The following is a 19609-nucleotide window of genomic DNA, read 5'->3' as shown; positions in this document are numbered from 1 at the left end:
CTATTGTCCTCCATTTGGGAGGGTTAGAGCGGCCGATTGTTTGCCTGGCCCACCTTCGACAATAACCTTCCTAAACATGCCGCTGTCGGCATGGTAGGATAGATGACAATGGAACGCCCATTGACCGGGAGCATCGACCTCCGTCTCCATATACAGAGTTGTCCCTGGCGCAACACTAACCACGTGTTTGATCGGATCAAACTTGCCTTGCCCATTGTCGAGAATGGACCACATACCGTGCAAATGCATGGGGTGGGTCATCATCGTCTCATTGACGAATTTGAAACGCACCCGCTCTCCATATTGCAAACGGATAGGATCAGAATCGCTATACTTGATCCCATTCAACGACCAGATATAGCGCTCCATATTTCCAGTCAGCCGTATTTCAATTTCTCTTGTCGCTTCCCGATCATCGTAAAGAGGCTTCTGAGCCTTTAAATCCGCGTAGGACAGAAACTTCCCACCACTGGCGGCTTGCGGGGTCAGACCACTCCCTGGTGCATAGTAAGGATCTGCCATTTCACCCATGCCACTCATCACAGTGCCATCAGGCATGGTGTGAGTGCCGCCCGCCATAGAACTGTGATCCATACCCGCCATGGCGCTGTGATCCATGCCTGACATAGCACTATGATCCATGCCCTCCATATCGTGGGACATGCCCATATCTGCCATTGTCAGTAACGGTGCCGCACGCATCTCAGGAACAGCAGCTTCCATCCCCTCCTGAGGTGCAAGTGTAGCTCTTGCAAAGGCCGTTCGGCCCATTGACTCAGCGAATATCGTATAGGCCTGCGCTTCTTTGGGGCGCACGATCACATCGTAGGTTTCCGCAACGGCAATGCGAAACTCGTCAACTTTAACTGGCTGCACGTTGTTGCCGTCTGCCTGAACCACCAAAAGGTCCAGACCTGGAATTCGGATGTCATAATATGTCATGGCAGACGAATTGATGAATCGTAGTCGAATACGCTCGCCTGGCTCAAACAGGCCCGTCCAGTTCTGGTTTGGCCCTTTGCCATTTATCAAGGGTGTAAAGCCTTGCACGTCTTCAATGTCCGTTGGCATCATTCGCATATCGCCCCAATCGGCGCGGTCTGAGAGGGCAGCGTCTAGTCCTTTGCTCTCCGAGTCATCCAGAAAATCGAATAGCGTACGTTGCTTCCGATTGTAATAGTCCGGCATCATTTTAAGGTTACGCATGATACGATTGCCAGACTGTGGATGAGCGTCTGTCAATTGAATCACGTATTCCCGATCAAACCGAAAGGGCTCTCTCCCCGTCGGTTCGATAATAATGGCACCATAAGCCCCATCTGGTTCCTGAAAACCACTATGGCTGTGGAACCAGTAGGTGCCAGACTGCACGATTGGGAAATTATACGTGAACGTTTCTCCAGGCTTGATACCGTCATAACTGATGCCCGGCACACCATCTTGTTGAAACGGCAGGATTAACCCATGCCAATGGATCGAGGTTTTCTCAGAAAGATTGTTCGTCACTTTAATTGTGACGTCCTCCCCTTCTTTAAATCGGAGTACAGGCCCTGGAGAAGCCCCATTGTACCCAATCCCTTGTTTCGTGAAATCACCCGTATCAATCGTTACCGGGTCAACGGTTAGGCTGTATTCAGCGGCCAAACCGATATTTGGCAGTGAAAAGGATAGTAGTATCCCGATCACACTGCCGCGCAGTGTTTGAGAATATGTCATAGCAATTTCCTCTATTGGGAGGGTGAAACCCTTAGTGTGAAAGCTCGATTGGCCCCATCATGCCGGAGTCATAGTGACCCGGAATGTTGCAGGCGAATTCAAGTTCCGCATGGTCGGGGAACTGCCAGACAAGCTCTGCAGTTTTACCCGCTTCCAATAGAATGCTGTTGGGCTCTTCATGCATACCATGGCCCATAGAGGCCTGCATCGCTTTCGCTGCTTCCCAATCGATCATACCGCCCTTAATAACACCATGGTCCATCATCATTGCCATTTCGGACCCATGAGAGGCATGCATTGCAGCGGTACCAATGTTGAATTCATGCACAAATTCACCCGCATTCTTAATCACGAAACGGACTGTTTCACCTTCTTTCACGGAAATTTCTTCCGGTTCATAGAAGTTATCGTGCATCACGATTTCAATGGTGCGCGTAATCTTTTCAGGGTCGCCTGCGCGACCAGTTTCACCCATCATGCCATTGTGAGTCCCTGACGCGACTGCGGGTACACCAAACAGCAGTATCCCTAAGGAAAGGACACAAGCAAAGATTGACTGAGAGTCGATGGTTTTCATTGTATTTCCTCGAATGTTGGTAATCGCCATTTATGGATCGCAACGGTACGGCGATCCGATTTACGTTTTAAATAAATGGGATTCACGCTCGAGGAGGGGGTATATCCATATCTATATACATACCGACCAAACGGTCATCTGCAAACAAAGCTGACATACGCCCTTTCTCAACAGGTGCAGAGTGGCAAGAAATCTCGGGAAGTGTTGTTACCGCGCAATGGCCGACAGCAAATAGACAATTTCCTGCACTATCAACACAGGGAGTCTCTCCAGTCATATCCATTGATTCATGATCCATAGCGTCTGAAGCAATAGACGCCATAGCATCAAAGATGCGATTATCCGCAAATGACGGAACGGCCAGAACCGAACCAGCCAATAAACAAAGAGCAACAACAATCCGCATCGTTTTCATACGCTAATAAATAACAACCGACTGGCTAATGTCAATGATATCCAAGGTTATGTCCTTATTATCAGAATTTTTGTCCAACCAGTTAAACATTAGCGGATTTAAAAAGGTAGCCCCAAAGTAGCCCTAAAGCAAAAGCCCCGCTGTGTGGAGCGGGGCTAAGCCGTTGGAATATTTGGTTGCGGGGGTAGGATTTGAACCTACGACCTTCAGGTTATGAGCCATTCTTCAACGCCCAGCGAATGGGCATTTACAGTATGCGTTTAATTTGAAAATCAAACCAATACCACTATGCGGAACATATTTTTATTTTCTTGATTTTTATACTGAACCTGATTTTATGCATTAAGCCTTCCCAGACTGAACAATGTAAAGATGAAGCCGTGTCTATAGAAAGCCTTATCAATCCAAAATCCATAGCAATCGTCGGTGTCTCCACCAAGAAGGCAACCTTTCAAGTTGGTGGTCGGGCAATATTCGATCACTTGCGGTTACACGGATATCCACATCACATTGACCTGATCACACGAGAGCAGACAACAATTGATGGACAGGGGACATATACCAATCTGTCATACCTGCCTGAAGTACCAGATTGCGTTGTCGTGTCCGTCCCAGCGGTCGATGTTTATCAGACAATCGAACAAGGTCTATCATTAGGAACCCGGGCCTTCCTGGTGATTACAGGTGGATTTTCCGAATCTGGCGAGGCGGGCACTGCGTTGCAAGCGCAACTTGTCGATCTGGTGACATCCTATGGCGCGGCAATGTTGGGGCCCAATACCACCGGTTATGTCAATTTCAACAGCCGCATCGCGATGAGTTCAACCAGTCGTATTACAGCAGGCTTGCCCCAATCAGGCGAGGTCGGACTGGTAATTCAGAGCGGAGCCCTGGGCAGCGCCATGCTGGAACACGCAATTCACGACGGCATCGGATTGAGTTATCTGATTTCCACAGGGAACGAGGCGGTCACCGATCTAGGGGACTACATCGATTTCCTGGTCGAAGACGCTAACACATCTGCAATCGCATTATATGTCGAAGGCTTTCGTCGAACCCCAAAAATTGTTGCCGCCGCACAAAAGGCGCTGGCCGCCAATAAACCCATCGTGCTGTACAAGACTGGACGCTCCGATGCGGGAAGGCGAGCTGCCGCAGGCCATACGGGGGCCCTAATTGGTAACCGTGGGGCTTATGATGCTGCTGTGCGGCAACTAGGCTGGATTGATGTTCGTTCCATCGAAGATCTTTTGCCCACAGCGCATTACCTGGTGAAATCCAGACCAGCAAAAGCCATTGGGATACTGACCCTATCAGGCGGGTTGGGTGGCTGTTTGGCCGATGCGCTGGAAGAAACCGGCAAGGTCACCCTGCCCGCACCAAATGAGACAACAATCGAGCGGATGCGACAGGACATCCCCCCCTTTCTATCCGTCAAAAATCCAGTCGATATTGCGGGTACTCCCTTCCGCCGCGCAGGTGGCTTTGCAGCCTGCCTTGACGCCTTCTTGGATGACCCGGCGTTTGATGCGGTGACTATCGCCAATACACCAATCGTTGCCCCCTGGGCTAAAGATGTCAGCGATGCCGTTGCCGATGCAATGGCCCGTTGGCGCAAGGAAAAGGGTGGCAACGCACCAATCTCCGTCGTATGGCCCGCTGAAATTTTCAATGCAGATGCACTAAAAGCGCTTCGCCAACAAGGTGTTCCAGTATTCAGCCGCATTGACAGCTTTACCACCGCCGTCGTCGCAGCCTCCACTTTTGCTGAGGCCCGCGCCACCCCATCAAGATTAATTCGGGAAGGGTTACCCAAACTGAGCATTCAGGGGGCACCAACCATCAATGATGAAGCCCGAAATGAAGCCGACAGCAAACGCCACCTGAAATCTTTAGGATTTTCGTTTCCTGCAGAAGCCTTCCTGGCGCCAAATGATCATGACGCGCTGTGCGTAGAGGCCCAAAAAATCGGTTATCCAATCACCCTGAAAGGCATGGCCGAAGGGGTTGTTCATAAGTCCGAATATGGACTGGTAGCGGTGGCCCTGCCGAATGAAGAGGCCTTGCGACAGAGACTGCAGGAAATGAATGCCAGCGCGCAAAAGCATCGACTTTCCATGGAAGGTTTCCTGATCAGTGAGACGGTTCGCCCACAAACCGAAGTATTTCTTGCCTTAAGCATTGATCCAGAATTTGGACCGGTCCTGACCTTTGGCGCTGGGGGCATCTATACCGAATTGTTGAAGGATGTGACGACCAGATTGCTGCCGCTGGACCGGACAGAGATTGTCGACATGATAAACAATTGTCGAATTAGCCGCATTCTGCATGGCATGCGGGGACGCACCGCACTGGACGTGGACGCCCTTGTTGATTTCATAGAGGCCTTTGCCGCCTTAGCTCCGCATTTGGGGATTGATTTCCAAGGTGTAGAAATCAATCCCATCGGCGTGGGGAAGGCGGGGGATGGTGTCTGGGTTCTAGATGCTACGATTTTTGGTAAAGGCCCGACAGCATGACCGCAGCCACTGGGCGAAAGACAAAACGCATCCGCTTTGATGAAATTGGCGGGTTTCTGGCGAACACCATTGAAGATGGGGACTTGCTGGCAATCGGTGGGTTGTTCAAACAAGGCCGCCCGCTGGCCCTGATACGGGAAGTAATTCGACAGCGTCTCACAGCACTAAAGATCATCTCCTCCCCCGGTTCCGGTTTTGATGTCGATCTATTAATTGCCGCAGGATGCGTGGCAGAAACATTCCTTCCCGCAGTCACCTTAGAAACCCATATGTGCCCGTCTTTTCGACGCGCAGTTGAGGCCGGGACAATTACAGCACATTGCGTTGATGCTCTATCCGTTGTCGGTGGTTTTCTCGCTGCTGCGAACGGTGTTCCCTTTCAACCAGTAGCCGCCTGGAAGGGATCTGATGTCATCAAATATAATCCGCTAATTCGGGAGATCACATGTCCCTTTACCGGTGAGAAGCTTTTCGCGACCAAGGCTATCCGCCCAAAGCTGGCCTTACTGCACGCCCAAGAGGCGGATGAGTTTGGCAACATTCGTCATCTCTCAACCATGACCTATGCGGATCAGATGATCGCGCGCAGTGCGGATACCGTATTAGTGAGCGTTGATCGAATCGTGCCCAGTGGTGACATCATCTCACGCCCTCGAGAAACCTCTATCCCCTGCATTTATGTTGATGCTGTTGTAGAGATTCCATTCGGAGCGCATCCCACGGGCAGCTTTCCGAATTACAGCATCGATGAGGCGCATATCGATTCCTATGCTACCTATGCCGAAGCCGCAAGAAAAGGGTCCCCCACCGGCGATGCAAACTTACAGGCCTATATCGAACGGCACGTCATCGCACCCCAAGATCAAGAAGGTTATCTCACCACCGTGGGTGGAGATACGCGCATGGAAGAACTGGTCGCGGAGGCACAAGCATTATGATGACGACCCGGTCCGCCGATCATGCGCCCGATTATTCACCCGCCGAAATGCAGGCGGTGTTTCTATCACGTGATCTTACCGACGGTGAATTAGGGGCAGCAGGTGCCTCAGCAGCGATACCAATGGCCGCGATGCTGTTAGCCCGGTTACGGCATGCGCCCAACCTTTCCATTGCTGGAGAGATGTTCGTCAATCCCTATCCAAAACAGCTTTGGAGTTCAATGTTGGATGACCGAGCTCTCGGGGCGTGTGAGGCTGCGGAGACATTCTTGGAACTGTTTGCGCATTCTCACCGCGGGTTGGACTTCTTCTTCCATAACGGGATGCAGATTGATCAGTATGGAAACATCAACCTGCATCACATCGGTGGAACCATTGATGCACCAGTTATGCGCGGTCCCGGGGCGGCAAATATATCCTATGCCGTCACATCCCGTCGATTTTACATCTGCACCACGGTCCATACGAAACGCACCTTCGTCCCGAAGGTGGATTTCATAACCTCCCCTGGCTATCTGCAAGGCCCGGAGAGTTATCATGCAGCGGGACTGCAGTATGGTCCGAAATACTGTGTGACACCTCTTGCGGTGATGGATTTCGACCCCGAGACATTCCGCATGCGCCTGAAATCAGTGCATGAGGGGATAAGTGTGGATCACGTGATTGCCCAGACTGATTTTGAGCTTCTGGTGCCGGAGCATGTCGAGATAACCGACCCGCCCGCCCCCAATGAATTGCAATTGCTTCGCGACGTCGTTGACCCGAAAGGCCTGCTGCGTTCTTGATCAGCGCGTGCCCGCCCCACTTCGCAATTGCTCCTCCAGCATGCGCGCGATCTCCACTAACCGTTGACCGATCTTTCGTTGCTTGGCTTGCGTCAGATGACGCGCAGGTGCCCCACATGCCAATGCATAGACGGAAGCGCCGCCCGGCAGGATTAAGGGCGCTGCGACACCATTGATATCCGTATTCCAACTGGCTGAGGCGGTAGTGTAGCCAACGTCCTCAACCTCACGGCGTCCAATGTTGATGCTTGCTTCCAATTCGGCCCAGTGTTTCTGGTGACGCTCGCGCAATCGCTCGAAAAGGTAGTCTCTCTCAACGTCAGGCAAAGCGGCAAAAAGAGCGTGCCCCGTTGCCGTCCCTGCCAGGGGAATGCGAGATCCGACCTCCAACCGCAATGTCATCAGCGTGTTCACGCTGTGACAAACCTCAAGCTCAATCATGTCCAACCGATCTCGCGCGGCGAGGGATGCATGGACATTGTATTCATCAGCCAATTCTCTGAGATAAGGCTTCACCAAATCGCCCAAACTGAAGGGCTCACGCGCGGCAAAGCCCAGGCTGAGCACGGATGCGCCGAGGCGATATTGACGACGGCCGGGCGAATAATAGAGGTACCCCTGGCTGCGCAACGCTTGTAATAGGCGCGATGTGGTCGGCTTTGGCAGATCAACGCGTTCCGCGACTTCCATGCCATTCAACCAAATTTCGTTCGATGCCGAGAATGCCTCCAACACAATCAAGCCGCGTCCCAGGGCATTCACAAAATCACGATCGTCTGAAATCTCACCACTTTTGCGGCGGCGACGCACTCGTTCACGGGGCAACTCGGCATCCAGATCATTCATGTCATTCACCATATGCACTGTGCCATTTCATTGTGGAGCCTATTCGCTCCAAAAATTTGCACCCAATTGATTCATTCTGTGACTGATCTCGTTAGAAACCGATATCAGTTCCGGCCCTAAAGTATCTGGAAACCGCGCCCGATCCAAACCAATCGCCCGGGTGCCACAATTCAAGGCCAGCACAGTTTCACCATTATCCAGCCAAACTGGAGCGCCTACTGCATAAATCTGACGACGCCAATCGCCAAAGGAAACAGAGAAGCCTTTCTCCTCCACGGAATGAATTTCTTCCGTCAGCATCTCCTCAACACTGTCCGCCTTTTCCGGTCCGACACTGCGCCGGATCATCTCCATATGATGCCGTCGGGCTGGCTCAGCCAATCCCCACATATAGGACCGCCCCATTGCCGTATGCGCGATTGGAATCAACGATCCGACGCGCAACCGCATCGTTACCGTTTCTGGGCCAGAGCAATAGTTGAGATAGACCATATCTGCACCATCCCCAATGCCCAGCGCCACAGACATTTCAAATCTATCCGCAAGCTCCTGCATTAAGGGATCAGCGATTTGACGCACTGAAAGTGTGCGTAACAGGGAATGCCCCAATCCCGTCACCTTGTCGGCTAAATGAAATTGTCCATGGGGCCCGATTTGCCGGAGATATCCCATTTTACAGAGGGTATAGGTCAAACGAGCCACCGTGGCTTTGGGCAGTTGGGTGCGCTCTGCAATTTCCTTGTTACCAAGCGGTGCATCCAAGGCACGAAAAGATCGCAATATTTGAAGCCCGCGTCCCAGGGAAACGACTTCAACAGGGTCTTTTGCGCTGACTGAGGCCATTCCCTAACGGTTCCAATACAAATATGTTTAGTCTATCGCCCACGCCATACGGGAGCTCGCTTCTCTGCGAAAGCCCTTGGCCCCTCTTGCGCATCTTCACTTGCGTAAACATGTTCGTATATTCGCTTGGCTTCATCAAGTCCGCCTTCACAACCAAGGCTCATCGCAGACAGGATGGATTTCTTGCCTGCAGCAACGGATAGAGGCGCATTTTCGCATATTACCTTGGCCAGCCGAGCAGCACGATCCAGAACAGCTTGCGCTGTGGGCTCCACATAATTGATAAAGCCAAGATCATACAGCCGTTCGATTGTTTGCGGCTCTCCTGTCAGAACCATTTCCATAAAGAGAGGCTGTGGCACCTGCCATAGAAGGGGAACAGCCCAGGGAGACCCCCGCCCGCGCTTCGATTCTGTGATCCCGCCCGATGTTCCGGCCACACCAATTCTGATGTCGGCATTCAGCGATAACATAAATCCGCCGGCCGCGAAGTGACCCGTCATTGCAGCAATAATGGGCGCACGAACCGCCCGCATGCGCTGATGAAAAGGGTCCCTTAATAACGTCAGAACATCAACACCTTGCTTAACCTTTATCTCGCTTGCTTCCTTTAGATCCATCCCCGCACAAAAGGTGCCACAAGGAGCCGCCGTCAGCACCACGACACGAATTTCCGGTCGCGCATCAATGGTTTCCCATAAATCATAAAGACGTTCGACCGCTGCGATGGATAAGGCATTGCGGCGCTCCGGCCTGTTCAATGTGATTGTAGCAATTCCATCAGCACAATCGAACCGGACAATTTCTTCAGCAGACATAAATCCTTTTCCTCCAAACAACACATCAAGGCTCCAAAATAAGCATATAACAGAAAATCACTGTGCGGAATTAGTTTTCATAATTTTGTTGTATGCGTAATAAATCCATGTCACCGTGCTGATGCTGAAAAGAGGGCAATTGGGCGCTGCATTCATTATGTTGAATCGTGCGTCCAAGCAGGAAAGATACAAAAAGGCACAATCAGCAACAGTCAGTTGTAGGGAAACTTCCTTGCGATTGATTGGATGTCCCGGGAAGTCACACTGATGCTCGGGGATGACACACAAATATACTTGGGAGGAATCCATGAAACTTACAAAATGTCAGTCCCTGCTGGCCGGGGCAGCTTTGATTGTTGGTATGACGTCTTCACTCATGCCAGGAGGTCAAGCTAAGGCCGAAACACTTAGCCTTGGATCTACAAATGCAACATCAAGTCACTATCAAATTGCAGTTGGCATGTCACAAGCCATTGAAGCCGGCATGCCCGGCACGACGGTTACAGTTGTTGAAACCGGGGCAAGTGTCGACAATGTGCGGCGCCTTGTGCGCGGTGAAATCGATTTAGGGCTCGTCGCTGGTGACGTCTTTGTTCAGGCGCGTACGGGCACCGGTGCCTTTGAGGGCAATGCTGTCGATGATTTGGTCGCGCTATATCCATATAGTGATTCCATCATCAATATCGCTGTACGTGCCGATTCAGGCATTACAGATCTGAGTGGCCTGAACGGCAAAAAATTCACGCCTGGCATTCGCGGAAGCGGCGGTGAATTGCTGATCACTCAAAGCCTGAAGCTGTTTGGGATTGAGCCGGAATACACCTATGGCACCGTTACCGATGCAATTGAAGGTGTGCGCAATCAGCAATTGGTCGGCTACAGCAAATATGCGGCAGCCAATCGCGTTGATGCCACACTGCAGGAATTGATGACCAGTGTCGACATGCGCATTCTTGGATTTTCTGCGGAACAACAGGCAATGATCCGCAAGAACATTCCCGGCGTTGGCTTCATCACGATCCCAGCGGGCTTTATCAAGGACAACCCGGAATTCACCACACCATCAGTGCCAATCGTCTATGCCACGCGTCTTTCTGTGATGGATGAAAAAACAGCAGAGGGCATTGCTCAATCTATTGATAAGCAAAAGGAAATCCTGATCAAAGTCTGGCCGCAACTTGCTGGCTATGATTTCAAGAAATCGATCTTAGCCACCGAAGACATTGGAATTGCCGTTCATCCTGGCGCAATGGCCTATTGGAAATCCTCGAACTGAGCCGCAATAGAGTTCTATCAGGCAATCGGATAAATCCAGGTCGAAAGCATCAGAAATGATTGAACAGATAACCAAAGGTCGATCGATCGCTTGGGCAGAGACTGTCCTGAAGATCGTGTTGATCGGCTATGCCGTATTTCAAATCCTCACGGCATTTATCGGCATGAGGGAACCGCTGATACAACGCGGCGTGTTTCTAGGCTTTGGCCTTGGATCTATATTTCTGATTGCTGCAGTAGCGCTTTTAAAAGAGGGGAAAGGCTGGGGTTTAGTTGGCCTGAACATTGGCCTTTCCCTCCTTGGCTACTATGTCTGCCTGCATATAGCGTTGAGCAACGACCGTATCTCCGTTTTCTTTGTCCACCTGACAACACTGGACCTTATTCTAGGCGGCATTGCTATTGTATTGGTGTTGGAGGGGGGACGACGGACAATTGGATGGTTCCTGCCCATCCTCGCCTTAGCAGGACTGGCCTATTACTATTTTGGGCATGATCTGATTTCGGGACCCTGGCAACCACCCCGTGTGTCCCTGTTAACGCTGATTGAAACCTACTATGCCTCGACCGAGACCCTGTTTGGCTACATGACCGATATGGGCACCCGAGTGATCGCAATTTTCATCGTGCTGGGTGCCTTGCTGCTAAGCACCGGCGCGACAGAAATCTTCATTAAACTGGCCACCCTGATCGCAGGGCGCAGCTATGGCGGGCAGGCAAAAGTCTGCACCGCGTCCTCCGCCCTGTTTGGGACCGTGACCGGATCTGCGGTCGCCAATGTCATGGCGATGGGTCCAGTGACCATCCCAACGATGGAGCGTGCCGGATACAAACGGAGCTACGCCGCCGCGATTGAAGCTGTCGCTTCGGCAGGTGGGCAGATCATGCCACCGGTCATGGGCGCGGGTGCTTTTATCATGGCGGAGATGTTGAACATCCCCTATGCACAGATTGCTGGAGCCGCGATTTTGCCAGCACTGCTGTATTTCTTAACACTGTGGTTCAGTGTCGGCTTTCACGCCCGCCGCAAAGGAATCAAACCTTTGGACCGCGCGGAACTGCCGGCCTGGCGTGAGTTGATTGATCCCTACACATCGTTGCCAATGTATTTGCCGGTAGGCACATTGGTCCTGCTTCTGGTGATGGATTTCACACCAACACTGGCTGGGGCGGCGTCGGTAGCGACGCTTGTGATCAGCCTGTTGATCCTGCGCACGATAAAGACGCTGAAGGAATCCGGCGTATCCAATCTGGTTTCAACCTATATGGAATTAACCGATCAGGTTCTGGACGGTCTTTATAAAGCCGGGCGGGCGATTGCGATGATTGCCGTCTTGCTGGCCTGTGCGGCAATTGTCGTGAAAGTGCTGACAGCAACTGGCGCTGGCGTAAAGGTATCTGGGGTTATCTTGTCCCTGTCTGGGGAGAACCTGACCTTCGTGCTGCTGTTGACAGCGGTTCTCTCGATCCTTTTAGGCATGGATGTTCCAACAACCGCATCCTACATTCTCGCCTCCGCAATTGCGGCGCCAATTGTGATCAACCTCGGCATCCCTGAATTGAACGCGCATTTATTTGTTTTCTACTATGCCATTCTATCGGCCATCACGCCCCCTGTTTGCGCCAGTGTGTTTGCCGCCGCATCCATTGCAAATGTCAGTTTCTGGCGCGTATCGGGCCATGCTGTTGTCCTGGCAATCGCGCTATATGCCATTCCATTCCTCTTTATCTATCGACCTGGTGTGTTGATGGAGGGATCGGCACTGACAATCATCTATGACGCGGGCATCGCGATCCTGGCCGTCATGGCGATCGCGGCGGCCTCAACAGGCTATTTGCTCAGCAGGTTAGATTGGATCCAGCGCATCGCGCTCTACACCGTCGCAGCCCTGCTATTCTATACAGCGGCGTGGAGCGATATAGTCGGTGCGGCACTGCTGCTGGGAATCACCACATTCAGCTATTGGCAGGGTCGGCGACAGACGGTGCAACAGGTCGGATAATCAATGTGGTCTGGCACGGCGTGCCAGCCACCATCCAAAGGGTGTCGGCCAGTGAGACCAGGATTGTAACTCATCCAAAGTGTTTGCGGCCTGCACGGCCCAATTTGGATTTACCAGCATCTCTCGCCCGACCGCAATCAGATCAGCCTCCCCACGCTGGAGAATATCTTCGGCTTGGATGGCCTGTGTAATGCCGCCAACGGCCATTACCGTTGCCCCTGTTTGGGCCTTTAATGCCTTGGCAAACGGGACCTGAAAGCCAGGTCCGCGTGGCACCAACATATCCTTTCGCGGCAGCGCCATACCGCCAGAGGAGCAATCAATCACATCCACACCAATCGAAAGCAGTTCCTGTGCCAGAACGGTTGAGTCCTCAATCGACCAACCAATCCCAACACCATCTACGCAAGACAACCGGCACGACAAGGGCTTCGCATTCGGCCAAACCTTGCGCACAGCCTCAACCACACGCAGTGGAAACCGCATCCGGTTCTCCAGGGTACCGCCATACTCATCCACTCGGTAGTTGGCCAGGGGGGATAGAAAGCTGTGCAATAGATAGCCATGCGCCATATGGATTTCGATTAGATCGAATCCCGCCCGGTCCGCACGCAGCGCCGCGTCCTGATAACACCCAATCAGGCGTTCCATATCCCGCGTTTGAATGGGGATCGGCATATGCCCGCCAGGAATGCCGATATCCGTAGGCCCAATAACGGCTGCGTCCGGGGGCGGGGCCACAGGCTTGAACCCCTCCCAGGGGACGTTTGTGCTGGCCTTACGACCGGCATGCTGTATCTGCAGGCCAACCGGGGACCCACAAGCGTGAACTGAGTCCACGAGACTGTGAAAGGCCATTTCTTGGGGGTCAGACCATAGTCCCAAATCAGCATTGGTCGACCGTCCCTCTGGCGAGACTGCGGTTGCTTCCACCATAACCAGCCCCGCGCCACCCAGCGAAAACCGCGACAGATGGCCCCTATGCCAAGCTGTCGGTGCCCCATCCGGTGGCGCTGAATAGGTTTGCATCGGGGACACAACGATGCGGTTTTCAAGTGTTAACTCTCGCAGATTCAGGGGGGTGAACAGCATCACACCCTCATCTTTGCCGCATGGCTTTACTGATAATGGTTCGCTGGATCTGGGACGTGCCCCCCCCAATTGTGCATTGCATGCCCTCTCTGAAATAACGCTCCATATCTGCTTCTGGCAGCATCGAATGGCCGCCAAGAATTTGCATCCCCTGGCGGGAAACAGTTTGCAACGTCTCTGACGAGAACAACTTCGCCATCGCCACTTCTTTCGCGCAGGGCTGATGCCGTGCTGCCAGTTCCGCAGCCCTGTAGACAAGCAACCGCGCTGCATCGACCTGCGTTTGCATATCCGCCAACATATGGCGGATCACTTGAAAGTCGAAAATTGGCTGATTAAATTGCTCCCGCTGATGGGCATAGGTCAGTGCATCATCGACCGCCGTTTGGGCATTTCCAACATAGGCAGCGGACACTGCGATGCGTTCTAATTCCAAATGGTCTGTGATGATTTCCCATCCCTGCCCTTCCTGGCCCAGTAGGTTCCTGGCGGGAACCATCGCATCATCGACGAAAATTTCCGTGGTCCCAGTGGCACGCCGCGCCAAGGTCGGCAGTTTGCGAATGTCCAGACCCGCCGTATCATTTGGGATCAGCAGGACAGACAGTCCCTTGTGCTTTGCCACATCGGAATCTGTCCGGACCAGCATGGCGATCACAACATCGCGCGCGGCGGCACCGCTGCACCACAGTTTTTGGCCCTTTACGATGTAATGGTCCTTATCCAGGCGCGCCCTGGTCTTTGTTGAGGCGGCGTCAGAGCCAGCCGACGGTTCAGAAATTGAGATGGAGAACCGCATTTTCCCGGACATAAACGGTTCCAGATAGGCCGCCTTTTGATCATCATTGCCAAATTTGACGATGTTCATCGCTGTAAAGGTTGGCACCAGAACCGTGGTGGCAAAGTCGAAGCCAAACTTCCCAAGGCCTTCGCACATAAGGGCGTAATCAAAGATATCCCCGCCAAAGCCGCCAAACTCCTCTGGGATCAGAAGCCTTAGCCATCCTTCTGCGGCAATCCGTTCATAGGCAGAATAGGGATAGGCGCGTTCGGCATCATGCTCCCGAATGTATTCGCGGGTGATTTCCTTTTCCATGAAACGATCCACGGTTTCACGCCAGGTAGTCTGTTCGGTGTTCAGGAAATTCATGATGATGACTGCTCCTCAGATTCAAAGGGATTGCTGCTGGATGGAATGAGACGTTTCGCGCGAATGAGCAGATGGAAGTCACAGCGTAAGATTACTTCCGTACGCTGGTTCATGCCCTTCAGCTCCATCGTTGCGACACCGGCGCCATTCTCTTTTGGTTTCAGCGCGGTGATTTCTGACCGCGCCCAAACTGTGTCGCCGATAAAGCTTGGCTTTAGAAAACGCAGCTTATCGATGCCATAGAATGCCTCAACAACCGTCGAGTCGAAGGGGATCAGCGCATTGACGATGGAAAAAACGAGAGACCCCTGCACCAGGCGTTGGCCATAGAGAGCATTTTTCGCAAACTCCGTGTTGGAATGGATCTCAAGCCAATTGCCGGTCAGCATGCAGAAGTTAACAACATCCGTTTCGGTCAGCGTGCGCCCGCGGGATGTCTTAACGTCCCCTACGACCAGGTCCGGATAAGGATTGTCGATCATCTGTGTTTCTCTTCCTGTTTGAAGTTATGTGCCGGTCCAAACGGGTGGACGGCCTTCCACAAAGGCCCTTGGCCCCTCTTTGGCATCATTGCTTTTATAGACAGGCACATGCAGCGCTTCGGCGCGTGCAAGCCCCTCTGCACAGCCCAGATCCATTCCCGCCGCAAGGGTTGCTTTCGCGGCACGCACCGACAGCGGGGCATTGTTTGCAATGACTGTCGCGATCTGATCAGCCCGTCGCGTCACATTCTCAATACTGTCGCAGACATGATTGATAAATCCATACTGCGCCAACACGGTTGACGTGACAGGCGCACCTGTCAGGGCCATTTCAGCCAAAATTGGTTGGGGAATCATCCACAGCATCGGGACCATCCAGGATGTTCCACGACCATGGCGGACCTCTGGAATGCTGGCCAGGGCTTCGCGAAAGGCAATGCGAATATCTGCATGCATCGCCAACAACAAACCAGCCCCCACAAAGTGCCCAACAAGGGCAGCCACAATCGGTTTAGTGACCGTCCGCATCCGCATCTGAAATGGGTCTGTCATATGGGTCAGGATATCGTCGCCACCCGATCGATACTCTGCCATCTGTTTCAGATCCATCCCGGCACAGAACGTACCACAGGGTACCGCATCCAGTATGACACAGCGGATGCTGTCATCGTCATCAATCAAGTCCCATAGCTCGGTCAAGCGATTGGCCGCTGCGATGTTGATCGCATTTCGCTGCTGGGGCCGGTTCACCGTAATGCGGGCGATACCATTGTGACTGCGAAACAGAATCGGCTCATCCGCCCCCATCATCAATATCCCTTTTACCAGCGGAATTTCCCAACCGCTTCATGACCATACGTGACCGTCATTTACCCTAGGCATAGTGCTCTTTTAGGTCAATAAATAATTCCATCTTGCGGAATTGAATTTCAAAAACTCGTTGACAATCCATTTTGAACAAGCAATTTTAGATGAAGAATTTGGCTGTTTTGTTGAGGCCTCGACGCCCCAAAATTGTGGGCGAACGACAGGCATAGACCCGCGTTTAGAATGATCAGGAGCAGGGAATGAAAAAGCAACTGCGGTTGGGGTCTGGGTCGGGGTTTTGGGGTGACGCGCTGGACCCGGCCGTAGAGTTACTGGAGCAGGGCTCTCTGGACTATCTGTCGATGGATTACCTGGCAGAGCTGACCATGGCGCTGCTTCAACGCCAACGATTAAAAGACCCATCCTTGGGCTATGTTCCCGACCTGACCACCCATATGCGAGAATTGCTGCCTTTGGCACGTAAGGCCGGGACAACGATTATTTGTAATGGCGGTGGGGCCAATCCTCGGGCTGGTGCGGAGAAGGTCCGAGACCTGGCGCGCGACCTGGGATTGACGGGCACAAAAATTGCTGTCGTTGAAGGCGATGACATGCTGCCGCGCCTGGATGAATTGTTGGTGGCCGGGCACGACCTTACCAATATGGATACGGGGGAGCAGGATCTTGCTGCTCTGCGAAACCGCATTGTTTCTGCAAATGTTTACACCGACTCTTCTGGAATCGTGTCTGCGCTTGAGCAAGGGGCTGATGTGGTGATTGCCGGGCGGGTATCAGATAACGCGCTGTATGTTGGCCCTGTTATGCATGAATTTGGATGGACCTATTCTGACACATATACAGACCGGATCGCCGCAGCGATCACGGTTGGCCATATTGTGGAATGCGCGGCGGCGACAACAGGGGGCATGTCCTCACGATTTTCCGACATGCCAAATATGGGGCGCGTGGGCTTTCCAATTGTCGAATTCGACTCCAATGGATCCGCGACCGTCACCAAACTTCCAGGCACTGGCGGTCGTGTTGATGAGTTTACCGTAAAGGAACACCTGGTCTATGAAATCGGGGATCCATCCCGCTATCTGATGCCAGACGGCATTGCAGATTTTTGTAAGGTGAAAATCGACGATCAAGGCAATGACCGGGTGCGGCTGACCAACATGGCGGGGGCGGCGCGCCCAGAATTGTTAAAGATGGTCGTTGGCTATGAAGATGGGTGGATCGGCGAAGGCATGATGTTCTTCCCCTGGCCCTATGCGCTGGATCGGGCGGAAAAGGCACGCCAAACGCTGGGGGAACGTTTTGAACGACTGGGCCTAAAGGCCTCTGCGATTCATTTTGATCTGGTCGGCGTCAACATGTTGCATGGACCGGCGTCCCCCATGCCAGATTATGACCCATCGGAGATTGGACTGCGTGTTGCGGTTCATACGGAAAGCAAGGCCGAAGCCGAGAAAATCCGACGGGCCTGCGCACAGCTTTGGATCATGGGGCCTGGTGGCACATCCTTTGGCACCCCGATGAAACCAAGACCCGTCTATGGTGTCTGGTCCACGCTGATCCCCAGGTCTTACATTTCTCAGACAGTTGAAATTCTGGAGGCATGAGCATGACATTACTTCGCGACATTGCCTATGTTCGGTCTGGGGATAAAGGCGACGTCGTCTCCGTCGGTGTGATCGCCAAACACCCTGAAGATTATTCCGCCTTGTTACGCAGCCTGACTGCGCCAGCGGTGAAAGATCTGTTTGGCGACTGGATAACAGGGGCTGTGGAAATTTACCCCATGGACAATATCGATGCCGTGGTTGTAATCATGCGCGGTGCCTTGGGTGGTGGCGCAACCCGAACACTGCGACTTGACCAAACCGGCAAGGCAATGGGCAATGGCCTTCTGCGCCTGCCGGTAATCAAGGAATAGACCGGCATGGCACTTGACGCTGATACCTTTCGGCAAATTACAGAAACCATCGACCGTTTTGTTCGGGACCGATTGATCCCGGCAGAAGCACAGGTCGATGAAGACAATGCTATTCCACCCGACGTCGTATCCGAGATGCGTGACCTTGGCCTTTTCGGCCTCTCCATCCCAGAAGAGTATGGTGGGCTTGGCCTAACCATGGTTGAAGAGGTGGAACTTGCCTTTCGATTGGGGCGCGCCTCACCCGCATTTCGGTCCTTGATTGGAACGAATAACGGCATCGGTTCTCAGGGAATACTTTTGGATGGCACAGAACAACAGAAGCAGACTTGGTTGCCACGCCTTGCCTCGGGAGAAGTTATTGGTTCTTTCGCGCTAACAGAGCCAGATTCAGGATCCGATGCAGCCTCAATCAGCCTATCGGCGGATCCGGACGGAGTTGACTTCATTCTGAATGGCACAAAGCGATACATTACCAATGCGCCCATCGCCGGCTTGTTCACGGTAATGGCCCGAACCGACCGGACAATCGAAGGGGCAAAGGGAATCACAGCCTTCCTGGTGGAAGGCAACACGCCTGGGCTGAGCGTTGGACTACCGGATCGTAAAATGGGGCAACGCGGGACCAAGACCGCTGATGTTGTCTTTCAAAACTGCCGCGTCCCGGCCAGTTCCATTATCGGCGGGATTGCTGGACGGGGCTTTAGCACTGCAATGAAAGTGCTCGACCGAGGACGATTGCATATTTCTGCCGTCTGCGTTGGTGCCGCGGAACGTCTTCTGGACGATGCACTTAGCTTCGCAATGAACCGGCGCCAATTCAATGCGCCCATTTCCGAATTTCAGTTGATTCAGGCAATGTTGGCAGACAGTCGCACAGAACTTTATGCCGGAAAATGCATGGTTATGGACGCTGCCCGTCGGAGAGATTTGGGTGAGGCTGTCTCCTTGGAGGCAAGTTGCTGCAAACTTTACTGTTCCGAAATGGTCGGCCGGGTCGCCGACCGTGCTGTGCAAATTCATGGTGGCGCAGGATACATGGCCGATTACCCCGTAGAGCGCTTCTACAGGGATGTCCGACTATTCCGTCTCTACGAGGGAACGTCTCAAATCCAACAACTCGTTATTGCGCGCAACATGATTAGACAACACCAAGGCCAGAACTAAATTCAATTTGCACCTGCTTACCTATTGCTTACCCAAGCAGAAGCCCCGCTGGTGAGAGCGGGGCTAAGTGTTTGGAATATATGGTTGCGGGGGTAGGATTTGAACCTACGACCTTCAGGTTATGAGTTAGTTTTTTAGGGGTCCTCTGGGATACGCTGATATTCTCTATATAGTCATATATCATTGTTAAATATAGTATATTTTCTGTTTTATATTCGCTCACTGACTCTCAACGGT

At 52.6% G+C, this 19609-nt stretch carries 18 protein-coding genes; 8 read left to right on the top strand and 10 right to left on the bottom strand.

The genetic code is table 11. The features are described 5' to 3' along the window. The 3 genes from ACOSDR_RS19890 to ACOSDR_RS19880 all read right to left on the bottom strand — a co-directional run bounded on the left by ACOSDR_RS19890 (position 1) and on the right by ACOSDR_RS19880 (position 2699). Entirely contained in the window at positions 1-1716 is a 1716-nt protein-coding gene (locus tag ACOSDR_RS19890) for a copper resistance system multicopper oxidase (protein ID WP_420726248.1), read from the bottom strand. Positions 1717-1747: 31 nt separating this feature from the next. Continuing rightward, positions 1748-2194, bottom strand: a complete 447-nt coding sequence (locus tag ACOSDR_RS19885) for a cupredoxin domain-containing protein (RefSeq protein WP_420726249.1) — start codon at positions 2192-2194, stop codon at positions 1748-1750. A gap of 181 nt (positions 2195-2375) precedes the next feature. Continuing rightward, the gene (locus ACOSDR_RS19880; protein WP_420726250.1) at positions 2376-2699 is read right to left on the bottom strand and encodes a hypothetical protein; all 324 of its coding nucleotides are present in this window, start codon (positions 2697-2699) and stop codon (positions 2376-2378) included. A 389-nt stretch (positions 2700-3088) separates the two neighbouring features. Between ACOSDR_RS19880 and ACOSDR_RS19875 the strand changes: the two genes are divergently transcribed. Genes ACOSDR_RS19875 through ACOSDR_RS19865 form a run of 3 tightly spaced genes read left to right on the top strand, consistent with a single transcriptional unit; the run spans position 3089 to position 6950 of the window. Continuing rightward, positions 3089-5227 carry an acetate--CoA ligase family protein gene (locus tag ACOSDR_RS19875; RefSeq protein WP_420726251.1) on the top strand — a complete coding sequence of 713 codons (2139 nt, stop codon included), beginning with the start codon at positions 3089-3091 and terminating at the stop codon, positions 5225-5227. Then, complete coding sequence (locus tag ACOSDR_RS19870; protein ID WP_420726252.1) at positions 5224-6165, top strand: CoA transferase subunit A; 942 nt, start codon at positions 5224-5226, stop codon at positions 6163-6165. Before ACOSDR_RS19875 ends, ACOSDR_RS19870 begins: the two co-directional genes overlap by 4 nt. Further along, the gene (locus ACOSDR_RS19865; protein WP_420726253.1) at positions 6162-6950 is read left to right on the top strand and encodes a CoA-transferase subunit beta; all 789 of its coding nucleotides are present in this window, start codon (positions 6162-6164) and stop codon (positions 6948-6950) included. Before ACOSDR_RS19870 ends, ACOSDR_RS19865 begins: the two co-directional genes overlap by 4 nt. Here the strand turns inward: ACOSDR_RS19865 and ACOSDR_RS19860 are convergent, their stop codons facing one another. From ACOSDR_RS19860 to ACOSDR_RS19850, 3 genes are read right to left on the bottom strand one after another with little or no spacing between them, the layout of a single operon-like run. Then, positions 6951-7808, bottom strand: coding sequence for an IclR family transcriptional regulator (locus tag ACOSDR_RS19860; RefSeq protein WP_420726254.1), 858 nt, complete (start codon positions 7806-7808; stop codon positions 6951-6953). 27 nt (positions 7809-7835) lie between these two features. Next, on the bottom strand, positions 7836-8639 hold the full coding sequence (locus ACOSDR_RS19855; RefSeq protein WP_420726255.1) for an IclR family transcriptional regulator: 804 nt from the start codon (positions 8637-8639) through the stop codon (positions 7836-7838). A 32-nt stretch (positions 8640-8671) separates the two neighbouring features. Then, complete coding sequence (locus tag ACOSDR_RS19850; RefSeq protein ID WP_420726256.1) at positions 8672-9457, bottom strand: enoyl-CoA hydratase/isomerase family protein; 786 nt, start codon at positions 9455-9457, stop codon at positions 8672-8674. 307 nt (positions 9458-9764) lie between these two features. Here ACOSDR_RS19850 and ACOSDR_RS19845 point away from each other — a divergent pair, with 307 nt between their 5' ends. Both ACOSDR_RS19845 and ACOSDR_RS19840 read left to right on the top strand, forming a co-directional pair. Further along, on the top strand, positions 9765-10733 hold the full coding sequence (locus tag ACOSDR_RS19845; RefSeq protein WP_420726257.1) for a TAXI family TRAP transporter solute-binding subunit: 969 nt from the start codon (positions 9765-9767) through the stop codon (positions 10731-10733). Between the two features lie 55 nt (positions 10734-10788). Continuing rightward, positions 10789-12735, top strand: a complete 1947-nt coding sequence (locus ACOSDR_RS19840) for a TRAP transporter permease (protein WP_420726258.1) — start codon at positions 10789-10791, stop codon at positions 12733-12735. Here ACOSDR_RS19840 and ACOSDR_RS19835 read toward each other — a convergent pair whose 3' ends face one another. The 4 genes from ACOSDR_RS19835 to ACOSDR_RS19820 are packed head-to-tail and all read right to left on the bottom strand — an operon-like array spanning position 12736 to position 16269. Continuing rightward, complete coding sequence (locus tag ACOSDR_RS19835; protein WP_420726259.1) at positions 12736-13827, bottom strand: NADH:flavin oxidoreductase/NADH oxidase; 1092 nt, start codon at positions 13825-13827, stop codon at positions 12736-12738. 7 nt (positions 13828-13834) lie between these two features. Continuing rightward, positions 13835-14977, bottom strand: coding sequence for an acyl-CoA dehydrogenase family protein (locus ACOSDR_RS19830; protein WP_420726260.1), 1143 nt, complete (start codon positions 14975-14977; stop codon positions 13835-13837). Next, the gene (locus tag ACOSDR_RS19825) at positions 14974-15459 is read right to left on the bottom strand and encodes a MaoC/PaaZ C-terminal domain-containing protein (protein ID WP_420726261.1); all 486 of its coding nucleotides are present in this window, start codon (positions 15457-15459) and stop codon (positions 14974-14976) included. The genes ACOSDR_RS19830 and ACOSDR_RS19825 overlap by 4 nt, the downstream gene beginning before the upstream one ends. A gap of 24 nt (positions 15460-15483) precedes the next feature. Continuing rightward, positions 15484-16269, bottom strand: coding sequence for an enoyl-CoA hydratase/isomerase family protein (locus ACOSDR_RS19820; protein ID WP_420726262.1), 786 nt, complete (start codon positions 16267-16269; stop codon positions 15484-15486). Between the two features lie 257 nt (positions 16270-16526). Here ACOSDR_RS19820 and ACOSDR_RS19815 point away from each other — a divergent pair, with 257 nt between their 5' ends. From ACOSDR_RS19815 to ACOSDR_RS19805, 3 genes are read left to right on the top strand one after another with little or no spacing between them, the layout of a single operon-like run. Beyond that, positions 16527-17891: an acyclic terpene utilization AtuA family protein gene (locus ACOSDR_RS19815; RefSeq protein ID WP_420726263.1), complete on the top strand. Its 1365-nt coding sequence runs from the start codon at positions 16527-16529 to the stop codon at positions 17889-17891. A 2-nt stretch (positions 17892-17893) separates the two neighbouring features. Next, complete coding sequence (locus tag ACOSDR_RS19810) at positions 17894-18205, top strand: AtuA-related protein (protein WP_420726264.1); 312 nt, start codon at positions 17894-17896, stop codon at positions 18203-18205. A 6-nt stretch (positions 18206-18211) separates the two neighbouring features. Then, on the top strand, positions 18212-19372 hold the full coding sequence (locus ACOSDR_RS19805) for an acyl-CoA dehydrogenase family protein (RefSeq protein WP_420732314.1): 1161 nt from the start codon (positions 18212-18214) through the stop codon (positions 19370-19372). Positions 19373-19609 lie beyond the last annotated feature (237 nt).

The organism is Hwanghaeella sp. 1Z406 (assembly GCF_048892425.1).
Lineage (GTDB): Bacteria > Pseudomonadota > Alphaproteobacteria > UBA8366 > Aestuariispiraceae > Pacificispira.
This window is presented reverse-complemented; position numbering and strand designations above follow the sequence as displayed.